General features: G+C 43.8%; 11 protein-coding genes. 7 read left to right on the forward strand and 4 right to left on the reverse strand.

The window, feature by feature from the left end; translation table 11 throughout:
* Positions 1 to 26 precede the first annotated feature (26 nt).
* Positions 27 to 680, forward strand: coding sequence for an HD domain-containing protein (locus FCL46_RS13850; RefSeq protein ID WP_136807720.1), 654 nt, complete (start codon positions 27 to 29; stop codon positions 678 to 680).
* A gap of 60 nt (positions 681 to 740) precedes the next feature.
* Here FCL46_RS13850 and FCL46_RS13855 read toward each other — a convergent pair whose 3' ends face one another.
* Entirely contained in the window at positions 741 to 3,386 is a 2,646-nt protein-coding gene (locus tag FCL46_RS13855) for a sigma 54-interacting transcriptional regulator (protein ID WP_136807718.1), read from the reverse strand.
* A gap of 593 nt (positions 3,387 to 3,979) precedes the next feature.
* Between FCL46_RS13855 and pstS the strand changes: the two genes are divergently transcribed.
* Positions 3,980 to 5,008 (forward strand): phosphate ABC transporter substrate-binding protein PstS, encoded by a 1,029-nt coding sequence (gene pstS / locus FCL46_RS13860; protein ID WP_136807716.1) that lies wholly within the window; start codon positions 3,980 to 3,982, stop codon positions 5,006 to 5,008.
* 155 nt (positions 5,009 to 5,163) lie between these two features.
* Here pstS and FCL46_RS13865 read toward each other — a convergent pair whose 3' ends face one another.
* Positions 5,164 to 7,584, reverse strand: a complete 2,421-nt coding sequence (locus FCL46_RS13865) for an ATP-binding protein (RefSeq protein ID WP_136807714.1) — start codon at positions 7,582 to 7,584, stop codon at positions 5,164 to 5,166.
* A gap of 251 nt (positions 7,585 to 7,835) precedes the next feature.
* Positions 7,836 to 8,651, reverse strand: coding sequence for a nitroreductase family protein (locus FCL46_RS13870; RefSeq protein WP_136807712.1), 816 nt, complete (start codon positions 8,649 to 8,651; stop codon positions 7,836 to 7,838).
* 321 nt (positions 8,652 to 8,972) lie between these two features.
* On the opposite strand from FCL46_RS13870, the gene FCL46_RS13875 reads away from it, so the two are divergent.
* The gene (locus tag FCL46_RS13875; RefSeq protein WP_136807710.1) at positions 8,973 to 9,893 is read left to right on the forward strand and encodes a type IV pili methyl-accepting chemotaxis transducer N-terminal domain-containing protein; all 921 of its coding nucleotides are present in this window, start codon (positions 8,973 to 8,975) and stop codon (positions 9,891 to 9,893) included.
* Positions 9,894 to 9,962: 69 nt separating this feature from the next.
* Positions 9,963 to 11,684 (forward strand): methyl-accepting chemotaxis protein, encoded by a 1,722-nt coding sequence (locus FCL46_RS13880; protein WP_136807708.1) that lies wholly within the window; start codon positions 9,963 to 9,965, stop codon positions 11,682 to 11,684.
* 153 nt (positions 11,685 to 11,837) lie between these two features.
* Here the strand turns inward: FCL46_RS13880 and FCL46_RS13885 are convergent, their stop codons facing one another.
* A complete protein-coding gene (locus FCL46_RS13885) occupies positions 11,838 to 12,542 on the reverse strand; it encodes an SDR family NAD(P)-dependent oxidoreductase (protein ID WP_136807706.1) in 705 nt (234 codons plus the stop codon).
* A gap of 522 nt (positions 12,543 to 13,064) precedes the next feature.
* On the opposite strand from FCL46_RS13885, the gene ppnN reads away from it, so the two are divergent.
* From ppnN to FCL46_RS13900, 3 genes are all read left to right on the forward strand, one after another.
* Entirely contained in the window at positions 13,065 to 14,465 is a 1,401-nt protein-coding gene (gene ppnN / locus FCL46_RS13890) for a nucleotide 5'-monophosphate nucleosidase PpnN (RefSeq protein WP_136807704.1), read from the forward strand.
* Between the two features lie 379 nt (positions 14,466 to 14,844).
* Entirely contained in the window at positions 14,845 to 16,062 is a 1,218-nt protein-coding gene (trpB, locus tag FCL46_RS13895; protein WP_136807703.1) for a tryptophan synthase subunit beta, read from the forward strand.
* A 200-nt stretch (positions 16,063 to 16,262) separates the two neighbouring features.
* Entirely contained in the window at positions 16,263 to 16,574 is a 312-nt protein-coding gene (locus FCL46_RS13900) for a hypothetical protein (protein WP_136807701.1), read from the forward strand.
* The last annotated feature ends 483 nt before the right edge of the window (positions 16,575 to 17,057 follow it).

A 17,057-nucleotide genomic window follows, 5' to 3' on the forward strand; every position in this document is an offset into this window, starting at 1 on the left:
AACTATTACAAAAACATACTCGCCTCATGAATAAATCTGCAATTATTGAGAACACCGTTAATTTTGTCCGCGACACCCTGAAAAATGCTGAAGGTGCACATGACTGGTTCCATATTTATCGCGTCTGGAAGACATCTCACACCATTGGTCAGTCAGAGAATGTAGACATGTTTATTGTTGAACTAGGCGCCCTGCTCCATGATATCGCCGACTCAAAATTTCATGATGGCGACGAAGAAATTGGCCCGCGAAAGGCACGGGAATTTTTACAATCTCAAAACGTAGCTGATGAGATCATACATCACGTTGAACAGATCGTAGCTAATATCTCTTTTAAGGGCGGAAAACATAACCAGAACTTCAAATCACCGGAACTCGATGTAATCCAGGATGCCGACAGGCTTGATGCACTAGGTGCCATCGGAATCGCCAGGACATTTGCTTACGGTGGTCATAAAAACAGGGAGATCTACAACCCTGATATTGAGCCCGATCTCAATATGACCAAAGAACAATACAAAAATAGTACAGCTCCTTCGGTAAATCATTTTTATGAAAAGCTCTTCCTCTTAAAAGACCGGATGAATACCATCAGTGGCAAACGCCTCGCAGAGCACCGCCACCAGTTTATGAAACACTTTATGGATGAATTCTTTAAGGAATGGGATGGCGAAGTTTAGCTTACAGCACTCCCTTAACATTCATTGATCATAATCGAAAAATGCCTTTCCTCATACTCTTCAAACTAACTGGAGATATGCCATTGCTGAGATACACAGCAGTAAAGTGGGAAGCACGAATACTTTTTGTGAATATTTCTGGCTAACCAACAACCGCTTGATGATGCGTTGAGTAGCATAGAGTGAAGCAATCAGACCACCGATAATCGTAATTGTCTGAAGAACAAACGTGGCATCACGGCTCACGATTCGGCTAGGGGTGTAATCCCCTCCCATGCCTATAATATCCAGCAAATTTGCTGGTAAAAGCCACAAGCCGTCGATAAGAATTTCGAGATGCGCCGCCATAAAAGCACCAAGTACCAGCGGAATCATCCCATATCCAAAAATAGATGCCGTCACTTTCCAGCTATTCCCTGTCATCCTTGCCATAATAAGGGACATAACAGAATAACCACTCAGATAGACAATAATACAACCGAAAAACAGACCACTCAAAGTCGCCTCAAAGCTCTGTACCAAGCCAATAGAATTGAGGGCAGCTGTCCAGTTTTCAATAACTTCAGGAATATTTTGGTTTATGGCAAAAGGGAAAAATATAGCAGCAAGACTGACTATTAAAAAGCTATCCGCCAACCGTGGAGACTGCTGGTTCCACAGTTCCTGCGGAGCCAGACGCAGATTGAGATGAATTGAGTTCAGCTTACAATTTTTGATACACTGGCCACACAGAATACAATCCCGGTTGTTATCGACCATGAACGGATGACGAAACATTGGACATCCGGGAGCAGTATCGTCACCATTGTAGCATGAATGATCAGTGCATCGGTTCATGCACACATGGGAATTCGAACGTAATTCCAATATGGAAGGCATAGAAAACAAGGCGTTTATTGCCCCCAGCGGACAAAGATAACGGCACCAGACTCTACGTTTATAGAACATGCTGAAAAAGAGCGAACTGAGAGCAATGGTGAAAATTATCCAGGCAGTCAACCGTGGAGATTGATAGGCATTCCATGTTGTTTCTATCCAGAACAGAAGAATACAGAATACCCCGACTATCCAACCGGAATATTGTCGTATGAACTGCGGAGTTTGTCGCTGAGGTTTGAATGCCGATTGGGCAATCCAACCGGGAACAGAAAGACCGCAGATACTGCACCATGTCCGGGCCAGAAAAAAGAAAGAGAACATGAGCAGTGGCCAACCAATAACCCAGCTCAACGTCAACCCGATATTCTCATCAGGGCTTCGAGATCCCAAAAACAGTGCAACGAGTACAGCTACAAAAAAAATGCCGACAAAAGCTCTTGGCATGACAGGAAAGAAGCGACTAATAAAAACCGACCGAATCCCTTCCAACCGCAACAGATTGAATTCCAGTTTACCTTCCGGCTTTGGTACTCCCAACAATATCTGATCATTAAGCGGCCTGTCGTTTTTACCAAGAACAACAGCGCGCTGCAGCACACTGCTCAATTCAGTAAGGTTGCCGGGCCAATCATAATTCATGAATTTGCCAAGTGCCTGGTCATCCATCTGATAAATGCGCTTACCATACCGCTGGCTGAATATTTTGAGATAGTGCTGAATCAGGCGCGGGATATCACGCCTATGCTGGCGCAGCGGTGCCACCCTGAAATGATGATCTGCAAACAGGGAGTAGAGAGAAGGCAATAACCTGTTATGACCGTCCTGCTGACGCGGAGCGTCATCGCAAATAAGGATAATCCGGGAACGCAACTCAACCCGTGTTTCGCCACTAATCCGAAAAAAGAAGGATCGTTTCATCATCCTGGCAAGTTGGCGCTGAAAGTCAGGCTCCATGTATTCTGTGCCATAGATGACGACAGTCCCACTCTGCATTCGTTCAAATACTCCCAACTGATCTATCTGGGTAAATGCGAAAGAGTCCAGTTCGTAGCCAAAAAGCTCTCCCTCTAACTGCAGGGGATCAATGTTACGCAGATGAATTTCACTATAGGGTCCATTTCCATATGCACTGGTTTGATGAATTTTCTTTGCAACCAGATTACGCCCTGTACCAGTTTCTCCTGTAATAATTACAGGTTTCAGGGTTTCACAAAACTGCCTGGCAGCCTTGTTTATCTGTCGAGCGATTGAGGAATCTGGCTGTCGTTTCTCCTCATTCGAGTGCAGCAGCAGACCTCCGTCTCTATCCACCGAGTGGGAATTAACCAAAAAGCTCTGATCCAGATCGTCGTCACTCGAATTCGGAAGAGTAGTTCTTTTGGTCAGGGTGTTGGCATGATCACGAAAAGAAACACGTAAACGGTTGGCTAGAGCAATGTTGAGACGACAGAGAATAGTAGGATTGGAGAGCAGTAGTGACGTGAATTGGTCAGCGTCATAACAGAGCAGAGACAACTCGGACAAGGCACGTACATTCAAACTGTTACTGTTCTTTGTGAGTAAAGATGTCTCACCAAAATGCCCTCCTGCACCAATATGCCCGACGACATGATGTCCGCCATCCTGCACATTCAGTGTGAGTTCTACTTCACCGTCTATGACAATGTAAAACGTATTGCTATTCTCGCCTTGTCTGTAGACATATTGGCCCCGGTCTACAATTTGCCAGCGACCTACAGTAATAATGCGCTGTACATCGTGTTTAGCAACATCTTTGAAGAGCACCGATGAATACAGGCTCTGTATGAACGTATCGTTTTCGAACATGATCCGCGGCAGTTATGCTGCTTTTAAACGTTAGTTTATTACTGGAGCTCCAACAACGTTAACAGGCACCAACCTAACTCTTTCACACCGCCATTTCAATATTATAACACCAATCTTCATGCATATTGATGCATGATCTTGTGATTTTTTTTCGAGGTGATTTGCTCCCCTCATTCTCATTCACTTCATGTCTGGAATTATGAGAGATCCTGAAAACGATTCCGACAGCAACCACCTAACAACCTAAAGCGCTCTAAGGCATTATAAAGTACTGTTAATTTTCCATTAAGAGTTGGTTTGCAACAGGTTAGGCAACACCTACGCTATTCCATTGTATTTTCGACATATATTGACATATTCAGTTCTACAAACGACCAGAACCAAACCCACACCTAACAACGTATCGTATCGCACGATTTTCAGTAACTTAATTACTATGTTACTTTGTATCTCAACTCATATTTCCCCTAGTATTACAAGGGTATTGAGAATGTGTATCAAAATCCACTGTACTCTTTTGCAATCTTTCAACGTGTGTTTCTATTGCCCTTGAGTACATGTAATAAAAATTTTTCGATATGGTATGTAACTCTATGAAAAGATGTATTGTATTTTCAACATTGCTGTTTTTTCTGGCTTCACCCCACGCTTTCGCTCAGCCAGTAACTCCCACAACTCCAATTGTTGGCTCCGGTGCCAGTTTTCCTTTCCAGATTTATTCAATCTGGTTCTTACTCTTCAACCGGGATAATAAGGGGATTGAGGTACGCTATACGGCAAAGGGATCAGGAGGAGGCATACGAGACTTTCAAGCACATAAGGTTGATTTCGCAGCCAGCGATGCAGCTATGAGCGATGAAGAAATTGCTCAAGTCAAAGAAGGGGTTCAGCTTCTGCCCATGACAGCCGGCGAGGTAGTGCTTGCGTATAACCTCGATGGAATTGATGAACTAAAACTTTCCCGCCAGGTCTACTCAGACATTTTCCTCGGGAAGATTAAACAATGGAATGATCCTGCCATAACTCATACAAATCCTGATGTGACATTACCCGAACAGGATATAACCGTCGTAACACGAGCCGACAGTTCTGGTACGACATATGTCTTCACCAAACATCTCAGCGCAATATCTCAGCAATTTAACAGAGGCCCGGGATATGGTAAAAAAGTACACTGGCCAGCAGAGTTAAAACGAATGGAATCAAAGATTAATGCTGGTGTAGCTTCAACAATTAAGCAAACTCCAGGAGCAATAGGTTATATAGATTTCGGTTTTGCCCAGCTCATGCATCTTTCGACAGCAAGTTTAGAAAACAAGAATGGATATTTTATCCATCCCGGCCTGGAAAGTGGCCAGGCGGCACTAGCCGAAGCCATGATTCCTGAAGACATGATCGTCAGGTTGACCGACCCCGATGGCGATAAATCTTACCCAATAACTACCTATACCTGGATGGTGTTCTATAAACACTACAACGATCCGAAAAAGGCTGAAGCAATACGGCGTATGATTGCTTTCTATCTCGATTTCGGACAGAAATTATCATACAGATTCGGATATATTCCTTTGCCTCAGAACGTGGTTGAAAAGGTGAAGATAGCTTCTGCTACTATTCGGTAACAGCAATTTTGTTCGATGATGGGATCCTGCATTGCCTTGGAACTTAGGTCAGTAAAGCGGCAATGCAGGTAATCGTAATTCTATCAGCTGATCAAATTGCTCTTTGCTGAAAGCATATTTTTCGTCAGCAAGTCAACAATAGTATAGCAAAACGATTACTCATCGTCTTTGTCATCGTCGTCTTTAGATTTACCAAAGGCTTTTAAGTCCAGAACAAACTGCTTCAGCATCTCCTCAACTTTGCCGTTTACACTTTCTGCAGGATAGATACCATCTTCGCCTCTTTCGCCAGCTGACACGCCAGTTAACACCTCGATCGCATCATCGATAGTTTCAATCGACCAGATTGAGAATGTATTTTCCTGCATAGCTTTTACGACTTCACTCTTCAACATCAGGTGCCGAACGTTAGTGGTGGGAATAATTACCCCATGCTCACCTGTCAGTCCGCGGCTGAGACAAAGATCAAAAAAACCTTCTATTTTCTCATTCACCCCGCCAATAGCCTGAACTTCACCCTTCTGGCTGATTGAACCTGTAATGGCAATATTTTGCTTTATCGGCACATCAGCAATAGATGAAAGCAGAGCACAAAGTTCGGCGCATGATGCACTATCACCATCAACTCCTCCGTAAGATTGCTCAAACACCAGACTTGCCCGCAAACCGATCGGCATATTTCTCAGATATCTCGATCGTAAAAATGATTCGAGAATAAGTACACCTTTTGAGTGAATCGGCCCTCCAAGCTCAACGCGTTTCTCGATATCAATGATCTCACCCTCTTTACCCGGCCGGGTAAGGGCGGTGATGCGAGTCGGCAAACCAAAAGACATATTTCCAAGCCCAAGAACAGAGAGCCCGTTTACCTGACCACTCTTTGCTCCTGAGGTTTCAATCTGGCGTATCCCCTGCTCAACCGCTTCAAACATTCTGTCGCGGATTCGTGATTCCCGCCGTTTTCCTGCATCCAGTGCCTGCTGGACATGGCTTGCTGTAATTACAGTTTCCTTCAATTTTCTCGCGACATAATCGGCTTCCTGAATAATTGTCGAGAATTGCTCAAGATAGAGTGATATTTTTTCTGAATCTCCTGCTATCCTTGCACTATGCTCTATAATTCGTGCAACACCACCTTTGTCCATCGGCAACAGATTCTCATTATGTATCATCCCGGTAATAAGCGAAACATACTGGTTGATATTCTCACCGGATCTGTCCATCGTATGCTCAAAATCGACCTGCACCTTAAACAGCGAATCAAACTCAGGATCATACCGCTTTAAAAGATAATAGAGATACGCATCACCAATAAGCACAACCTTTGCTTTCATCGGGATCGGTTCCGGCTCAAGGCTTACCGTATTCATCAATCCGAGCAACCTTTCAAGAGGCTCAATCCTGATATGCTGAGCCCGTAAAGTACGCTTAAGCCCCTCATAAGCGTAAGCCTGCATCAACAGCCTGCGGGCATCAATAATGATGTAGCCGCCGTTGGCCATATGTAATGAGCCCGGCTTAATCAGGGTAAAATTCGTTGAAAGCATACCCATCTTTGCCACGTTTTCTATACGACCATGAAGATTCTGATAGGTCGGAAGATCTTCATACACAACCGGAGCATTGGGTGAATCATTGCCTACCAGAACATTTACATCATATCTCTCAAATGAAGGTGCCTGTGCTGCCATCATATGAAAAATATTTTCCCTATTATTAGTAGCATGATTGAGAAAATCATCTGCATGCTGAACAATATCGTCCTCAACATCCTGTAGATAGTTTTTTAGATCGTTCCTGTTTTGATATTTCGTCTTAAGGGTATTGGTAAGGCTTGATACCGCCTGGCGCGCCAGATCTGTTTTGAGTTTTCTTTTTAGCTCTTCAGCCTCACGTTTCGCATCTGTTATCTGCTGCATCCCATCCTGCAACTGAATTTGATACTTTTCTATCAACTCATCAATACGTTGCCTTGTCGATAGTGGAAGTTTAAGAAACTGTTCTGTATCAAGAATATTGCCCTCGCCATCCATCGGAGCAACCATGATGCCCTGATCACTTTTAACAACAGCTATCGATTCACGCTTAGCGTTCTCTTCAATTAATCGGTAAAGCCTATCAACCTTACGCTTAAACTCTTCATTAACCGCTTTAACCCTCGCTTTATGATCTTCGCCTTCAAACACTGTGGTAAGCGTCATGCGCAGCATATCAATCAGGTCAAACAATTCCTTTTTGAAAATTTGCGCCTCACCCTGGGGAAATTCAAAAGCCAGAGGTTTATGCTGTTGGTGGAAGTTGTTGACATAACACCAGTCGGAAGCAGGTTGACTCGCCATCGCCTTCTGATCGATAAAGGACCTGATAACGGTATGCCTGCCTGTGCCCTGGGGGCCGATAACAAAAAGGTTAAAACCTTTATGTTCAATTCCGATACCGAACTCTACAGCTTCCAAAGCCCTATCCTGCCCTGCTATTTTTACAACATCCTTGATATCATTGGTTGTTTCAAAATCAAGCAACTCAACAGGGTATATGGCACAAGCTTTGTCTGGATGAATCGACGAAATAGTCATGTTTCACCTTTGAGCGAGGTTCATAAGATTGCAACGTTAACGGTTTATTGACTGGAGGCTTGATACCAGTTTATCGGGCATTACAATTCAGTATCACTCCTACTGTATGATAGCACGGGATGGCGGAAGAAACAAAATTGTGGAAGAGCAATCAAGGAAGGAAAAGATCGAAAAAATCAGAAACCAACGGCAGTTACGACTGAATTCCACCGTTGGTTGAGTGCATATATTTGTACACGTGTGTTGTAATCTTAGCGATACTCAATATTTGGCTGATTACGTGGCGGAATCCTGTAATATTCATACTCAGGATAACCAATCATCGCTGCACCGTGTACAAGATGATCTTCTGGCAACTTTAGATACTCTTTGAGTGGCGGCCATTGGTTGGATGCACCATTCACATAGCCCGCCCAGCAGCTACCGGCACCATAGACAGGCAGCAGCAGTTCAAGGTAGGCGATCGCAGTATGGCAGTCCGCCGGTGCAACGCTGAACTCTTTCGCTGAGTAGGTAAATACCAGATGAGGTGCATCACGGCAGATGCGGTCTATACCGTTTGCCGCGTCATCAATAATCTTCTGCATATTCATTGTTGCTGCAACTTCAGGATGATTAACGACCACATATTTCATCCAGTCAATCACATGCGCTGCAATTGCTTCCACCTGCTCCCTCTGATGAAAGACCAGCCATTTTACTGGTTGACGATTACTTCCGGTAGGAGCGCATGAAGCTACTGCCAGGACTTTCTCAATAATTTCTTTTGGAAGATTCTTTTTACTGTAGGTGCGTATTGAACGCCTCGACGTAAGGAAATGGTGCGCCTGCTCCTCATTGGGCAGCAAGGATTTATCGATATCAATGCAATCCTCAGGCTTAAGAAAGTCTAGCCCAACCGCTTCGACAGGACATACAGCTACACAATGCCCGCAGCGAATACAGATTTCCTCACCACCTTCAACCATCACCGGCCCATCACCCTCCATACTCAAAATCTTGGCAGGGCACTCGTCTACACAGATATTATCCTGTATGCATTTTTCATTATCTACTGCAAAGAACATTTCCTCTCTCCTATAAAAGAGTTATCTCATCACACCACCAAATACTGCACCTGACAAGTAATTGATCACACATTTTACCAGATCTCAATAATCTCATTACCAGCTCAAAAAAATATCAATTAAATACAGTTAGTCACTAACTCCTTAACCCAATACCGACGCATAGAGCTATGTGTTTTATCGGGCGCAGCATAGATATGCTTACTACTTCGGCTTCTTTTATATACATATTTATTGTGATACACTTTTTTTAGCTTCAGACAAGAACCACCGTATATACTTACTAAACCACGATCAATACTCAATATTGGAGGTTAATACATGTCCCGCAAACGCAATGTCACACATCTACATTTACAGACCGTTTTACTGGTACTAATCGGTCTGGTATACGCCTGCTACCCTTCAATTGTTGTTGCAGAAGGACCAACCGCTGCAGAATATGGTGTTGTACTTAACCTCTCAGGTAAGCAAAGAATGCTATCGCAAAAGATGAGTAAAGAAGTGATGTTGATAGCACTGGATATCGAAACTGATAAAAACATTGAAAACCTTAAGGCCACAGCCGGCCTGTTTGACAAGACCCTGAAAGGTCTGCGTGACGGTGATGCAGATCTCAAACTGCCTCCGACAACCAATAGCCGAATCCTCAAACAAATCGATAAGGTCGAGTCGATCTGGACAGAATTCAACGCAGTAATTCAAGAAATAATAGCAGCAAAAAAAGTCAGTAAAGAACAGGTTGCTACAATCGCGACAAACAATCTTGAGCTGTTGAAAGAGATGAATAAATGCGTAACCCGCTATGAAAAAGATGCGAGCAAAGCCGGTCTTAAATCTGACCCGGGCCTTGCTGTAACCATAAATCTTGCTGGTAAACAACGGATGCTCACCCAAAAAATGAGCAAAGAATACCTGCTCATCGCTTACGGCCATGAAGTAGATTCCAACAAACTCAATCTTCTTGAGACCTATACACTGTTTGAGCGAACCCTCAAAGGTCTACTGGATGGCGATAGCACCCTCGATCTACCCGGAACAACAAACGAAGACATCAAAAAACAGCTAAACGTTGTTAAGGGATTGTGGGATGGTTTCCTTCCTATCATATCAGAAGGTGTCAGTCCTGCCACCACTTCAATACCAAAAGAAAAAGTTCAGGAACTCGCAAATGCCAACCTTCCTCTTTTAAAGGAAATGAATACAGCAGTCGGCATGTACGAAAAAGAGGCTGCAAAATAGCGTGTTTTTAACCCTACCGCATACCAGGAGGTATATACTGATGGTTATATCTTATAGGCGGAAACGATAATGTCGATCAAATTAAAGTTTTATGTAATGACCATAGGCCTGGTTGTTATGCTGACCGGCATATTGGCGCTAACCATATATTCGTTCATTAATCTCAATAACGGTTTTGATTTGATTGTTACAATGGCCGACACAGGCAAAAAACAATCCACCACGGCCGAACAAACATTTACCCAAAGCGATGCCGACATGGCTAATGTTTCTGAGACTATGGTCAAATTAGCAGAAGACATCGCTCTCACGGATATGCAGGTCAGGCTTGTCGAACGTAAACTGAAAAACTCTGTAGATATCCTCACCGATCTCACCGAGTCGATAGAAGAGGTGTATGATGAACTTGAAGATGGTGATGCCAAAGATACTCTTGAAGATATTGCTGATGCAGTAAGCGACATTCAGGACGGGATGAAAAAAGAGTCTCTCGTTGGAATGGCCTCAACATCCAGAAGCATGAAAAGATTTTCTGAAAAGTTGACTTCAGAAGTTGAACAGATCAGCCACTTATCTTCTGAACTTAACAAGGGTAAGCAGCTCAGTCAGGTTATCAGTGAAGGGAGCAATACTATCCGCACCATGTCCGAAACGTTTGGAAAAGAGATTCAACAATATAGGAATCTGCTTATTGTTATCATTTCCTCACTTATGATTGCCGTCCTTGCTGGCGGAATTCTGTTTATCGGTAAAATCACCAAACCTATTATTTCTGCCGCAGATGGTTTGCATGACGTGGCCGAAGGTGAAGGGGATTTAACAAAACGACTCGATGTCCAAACCAAAGACGAAATCGGCGCACTTTCTTCATCATTCAATACGTTCGTAGATAAACTTCAGGATATAATACGCAACCTTTCAAGCAACTCACAAAAAGTTGACCAATCATCAGGCAAGCTCCTTGAGATCGCTGAACAGGTCTATACCAGCTCTGCAGATGCCTCGGACAAATCGGCCAGCGTGGCTATGGCTGCAAATGAGATGAGCTCTAACCTAACAGGTATTGCTGCAGCAATGGAGCAGGCAACAACAAATTCATCCATGGTTGCAGCAGCAACAGAACAACTCTCTGCATCCATCGTCGGGGTTGCAGGTCATACAGCAAAAGCGCGGGAAATTACTACTCAGGCCGTTAATCAATCCGAAAAAGCGACTCAGTCAATCGCTGTAATGGAACAAACGGCCGCAAAAATCGGCCAGGTAACCGAAACTATCACAGATATATCTGATCAGACCAATCTTCTCGCCCTAAATGCCACTATTGAAGCAGCACGAGCAGGAGACGCAGGAAAAGGTTTTGCAGTTGTTGCCAATGAAATAAAAGAACTAGCCAAACAAACAGCTAAAGCGACCAGAGATATTAAGGCCCAGATTGAGGAAATCCAGCAATCGACCGTTGAAACAGTAAAAAATATTAATGAGATCACAGGAGTCATTAGCGGAACCAATGATATTGTTATGACAATTACCGAAGAAGTTGAGGAGCAATCCTCTGCAACCCAGGAAATTGCCAATAATATTGCCCAGACTTCACAAGGCATTGATGAAGTCAGTAGAGGTGTATTAAACTGTTCAACAGCCGCCTCAAACATCACAACCGATATCTCCACAGTGAACGAGGCGATCAACAGAATATCTGAAAAAAGTAGCAGTACACGTGAGCTTGCAGATCAACTCAAACAGCTTGCCAGCAACCAGACCCTTCAGATCAGCAGGTTCAAGGTGGAGTAAGGTAATTACAGACGCATAAGCAATCGATTATTACCCTGTAATCTGAAGCGGAGCCGACCTTAAAAGTCTGGTGGATTGGATAGAATGCACAATATTCGAGCCAAGCCACCAGGCTATACCGTATTCCCTTTACTCCTTACACTATTTACCGTCCTACCAGGCAATAAGCTTTCTATCTCGAAAAAAGCCACTGCTTAAACCATCTTCTGCCTCTGTCGCAAGCCACACTATAGTATCCGCCCCTTCCTCTGTTGAATGTGGCGCATTTTCACCACCCATTGCAGTGCGCACCCAACCTGGATCAACAGCATTCACGGTAATACCGGAACTCTTCAAATCTGCAGCAAGACTTTTTGTGAGCATGTTCACACCGTTTTTTGAAATGCTGTATGCCGGTGTCGAACCGTCCTGCTGAGCAATTGTTCCCGCTCCACTGGAAACGTTTATAATACGACCCCACCCCTGTCCAAGCATCAACGGAATAAATGCGTTGCACATACGCCAGGTGCCTATCAAATTCACATCAATTGTGTACTCAACTTCGGTAATCGAAACATGCCCTGCCCTCTGCCATGAATCATAATTGCCCCCGGCATTGTTGACCAATATATCGAGATAGCCGTATTTGTTCTGCACGTATTCGGCAAGCTCTGCAACACTATCGTTATCAGCCACTTCGAGCGGATGAAAGTCTATCAACTTTGCATGCTCCACCATATCCATCATCGCCATGTGACCGTCATGAGGATTGCGACAGGTAAAAATCGTTTTAATACCTTTAGCGCATAACGATTTCACAGTTGCCAAACCAATACCCCTGTTGCCACCGGTAACCAGCGCCAGCCGTTGTCGTGTCATAATACATCTCCAGCAAAATACACTTTCATTGAGTTTCAGAAAACAATAACACACCACTGGATATTTGACAGGATGAGAAAAATTAATACCCGAACAGAGGTTCGGACCTGAGAGGCTATCCCCGAATGCCTCTCGAAGTCTGCGCTTATCGACCCCAAATCGTCGTCATTTTGACAATAATATTGCTCAAAATATAGCTGATATTGAACAGTTGATAGTTTTCGGACGGGAACCAGGTAATACGTTGTCGCATTGGGCATATTCTACAAACCTGCAGATTTTCTATTACAAATCCAAAGACACCAAATTTTCATCCCTGTTTTCAAACTATTACCGACATCCAGTCATACTAAAATGTATTAACCCCACAAGACTGTTGCTTTTTTATGCTTATACTCTAATATCCCAACACATAGTCGGCTGATGTTCTGCCTGTTGACATTTCACACCACTCTTTTTATCCTCCTGAAGATTGTCAATTTTTCTGATACACAATTAAATCCAGTTTTTTAAGGAATGTTCATGACAAAGACTGTTGCACATACCAAAATTTCGCCACAGGGCTACCTCGACATCCTCTCGCAGATGGAAGCCCGACGTCTGCTCGAAACCAGTAAAGGCGACGTGCAGGCACTTTTTCGCAGTTGCTCTCTCGCTGTGCTTAATTGCGGCGACAACCTGGATGACAGTAAAAAGCTTCATGACCGATACGAAGATTTTGATATCCGCGTTTGTCGGGAAAACGGAGGCATTCAGCTTGAACTGCATAATGCTCCTGAAAGTGCTTTTGTAGACGGGAATATCATTCAGGGTATCAGCGAACATCTCTTCTCTGTACTTCGCGACATTGTCTATGTCGAAGACGAAATCGCCAATAACCCCGGTTTTGATATCAGCACATCGCGCGGCATCACTAATGCTGTGTTTTACATACTCCGCAACGCTGGCGTAATACGGGTTGGTAATTCTAACGGACTTGTTGTCTGTTGGGGCGGACACTCGATATCCCGCAATGAATACGATTACACCAAGGAAGTCGGCCACGAACTCGGTCTTCGAAACCTCAATATCTGTACAGGTTGCGGACCCGGTGCCATGAAAGGGCCAATGAAAGGTGCCGCTATCGGTCACTTTAAACAGCGCGTCTATAATGGCCAGTATCTTGGCATTACAGAACCGGGCATTATCGCAGCAGAGTCACCCAACCCCATCGTCAACGATCTGGTCATCATGCCTGACATTGAGAAGCGCCTTGAAGCATTCGTTAGAACAGGCCATGCAGTCATTGTATTTCCGGGCGGTGTCGGAACAGCCGAAGAAATCCTGTATATGCTGGCGATTCTGCTGGACCCGGATAATAAAAACATTCCGTTCCCGTTCATCTTAACGGGTCCACCTTCATCAAAAGCCTATTTCGAACAGATAGACGCGTTTATTGGCTCTACACTTGGAGATGAGGCTCGTGAAAAATACTCGATTATCATCGACAACCCTGTTGAAGTTGCAAGAGAAGTTGATAGAGGAACAGAGCGTGTCCGCCAATTCAGAAAAGAGAACGGCGATACTTTTTTCTATAACTGGTTGCTTAAGATACGAATCGATTCACAAAAACCGTTTAATCCAACCCATGAAAACATGCTGGAATTGAACCTTACTAAAGATCAGTCTACATACGATCTTGCCTCAAACATGCGTAAGGCGTTCTCCGGAATTGTTACTGGTAATGTGAAAAAATCCGGTATCCAGGCAATTGAAGAAAAAGGTTTATTTCAGTTACGGGGAGCAAAAGAAATAATGCAGCCACTCGACACTCTGCTCAGATCTTTTGTAGAACAGCAGCGCATGAAGATCCCTAGTGATCAAACATACAGCCCGTGCTATCACATCCTTCAGCCTGAAGATGCAGAGACTATCCGTAACTGATTGTTCCTGTTTCCTGTAGAAAAACACAGCATGCTATCCACACAAAAGGCCTGCCAGACATTAGAATCTAATGTTCGGCAGGCCTTTTCTATTTCTTTATGTTTATTCGTTTGTTGCTGTGCCTATTTACGCAGGATCTCAATAATCCAGATATATAGCCCATTAATCATATCTGCGAATAACAAATATATACAACAAACAACTTGAATTTCCTTACCAATACCGTATCTTTGTTAGCTTGTGAGAAAAGAAGTTTCCCTTAAATATTTCAGGAAAAAGAGCCAACATTACAGGGAAAAACACTTTTATTAGTGGCGTCTCCACCATTAAAGAGACTAGATCCCGGTAATTCTTATCACCACAGAGGAGTGTACATACGATGACTAAGGATATCGCATCTATTGAGATGCCTGATGAAAAAGGCTGGTTTGGTGAATATGGTGGAAGCTTCATACCACCGCAACTTGAAGAAATACTCAGCGACATCAACAAAGCCTATCTTGAAATCACCAAAGATCCTGCATTTCATGAAGAGCTTAATATGCTCTATCGCGACTTTGTCGGTCGTCCCAGCCCAATCTTTTACCTGAAAAATCTCACCGAAAAAATTGGTGGTGCAGGCATTTACTTAAAACGTGAAGACCTCAACCACACTGGTGCCCATAAAATCAATCACTGTCTTGGCGAAGCGCTGCTTTGCAAAAAGATGGGTAAGAAAAAGATTATCGCCGAAACAGGTGCAGGCCAGCACGGTGTTGCACTTGCAACCGCAGCTGTACTCGTTGGACTTGAATGCGATATCTATATGGGTGTGATTGATATAGCCAAAGAATACCCGAATGTTATCCGCATGAAGATCCTTGGCGCAAACGTGATCCCTGTCGAGCGCGGAACCCAGACCTTAAAAGATGCCGTTGATGCAGCTTTTGAAGCATATCTTGCAGATCCGGTAAACCAGCTCTACGCGATCGGCTCAGTGGTTGGACCTCACCCATTCCCGATGATGGTTCGTGACTTTCAGGCCGTTGTAGGTAATGAAGCCAAAGTCCAGTTCCAGGAAAAATACAATAAGCTCCCTGACAACCTTGTAGCCTGTGTCGGTGGCGGCTCAAACGCTATGGGGCTGTTCAGTGCATTCCTCGAAGACGAGCAGGTAGCCCTCTGGGGTGTTGAGCCTTCCGGTCGCGGTATGGATGATGGCGATCACGCAGCCACACTTACCAAGGGAACAGTTGGTGTTCTTCATGGCTTTAAGTCGTACGTCCTTCAAGATGCTGAAGGCGAGCCATTGCCAGTATATTCTGTTGCCAGTGGTCTTGATTACCCGGGTGTCGGTCCTCAGCACAGTTTGCTGAAAGATATCGGTCGCGCCAAGTATGAAACCGCAAGCGATGTTGAAGCTATCGATGCACTTTTTGAACTTTCAAGAACAGAAGGAATCATCCCTGCTATTGAAAGCGCCCACGCCATGGCTTTTGCAATGAAACTCGCAAAAGATCTTGATAAAGATCAGACAATTCTGGTCAATCTCTCAGGACGTGGTGACAAAGATATCGATTTCGTTGTTGAAAATTACGGTGCAAAATACGGCCTGTAATTTCTACGGTACACGAGATTCGTAACGGCTCTGGAGTCTCACACTTCAGAGCCGTTTTTCTTTGTAAACATGGCTCTTGTCCCATCCGGATAAATGGCTACAGTAGAAATACAAAATTTTAAGCGTGATTGACTTGTGTAGATGCACGTCATCTATCCAAACTCACTTACCCTATTTAAATAGAATAAAGGAAACTCAATATGCTTGAAGTAAGCGAAGAAGCATTAAAGCATCTGCAAAACGTTGGCGGAGAAGATAACACCGGTGTTCCCATCAGAGTTGCAGTAATGGGAAGCGGCGCAACCAATTGCGGCCTTGGCCTTATGATTGATGAAATGACTGAGAACGACACATCGTTCATCAAAGGTGATTTCACCGTCATCGTTGATACAAAGCTGATGGACTATTGTAAAACCATCACCATCGATTTTGCCAAAGGCGAAGCTGACAGATGTGATTCCCGCTCAAAACGGGGTTTTACTATTACAGCTGAAAATCCTGTCAATTTTTAGGATAGTGCTTTTCTGATTTAGCTAACCGGCAACTCAATAAGGAATGCCGGTTAGTTGAGTTATACTTATCACTTTCATACAAAAAGGTACCAAGTAGCCCTCCCGTTACTCGTTGTCACTCAGCCACAAACGATATCTCCCCCCACTTATCCATTACGCGATTACCTCACAGACATTAAACGCCCCTCTTAGAGAGTGTACTCACGTAACTTTCCACTTGGTACTGATGCTCCAAACCTCAAAAATCCGACAGACTTCAAATGATCCGATACTTTGTAGTGTAACTATCCGGAAAGTATTCTCATCATGTTAACTGTAAGTGATCTTCTCCTATATTATCTCCATATTCAGCATAGGTAACAGAGTAGAATTTTCAAATGTAGGGGCAAATACATAACACAATTTTTGTAATGTTATACAGAATGACGAAGCTGTTACACCAGCACTAGAAAAGTCTATTTCTCTAGTTTCACGATGGTTTTT

It is taken from the genome of Desulfosediminicola flagellatus (assembly GCF_005116655.2).
Classification (GTDB): domain Bacteria; phylum Desulfobacterota; class Desulfobulbia; order Desulfobulbales; family Desulfocapsaceae; genus Desulfopila; species Desulfopila flagellata.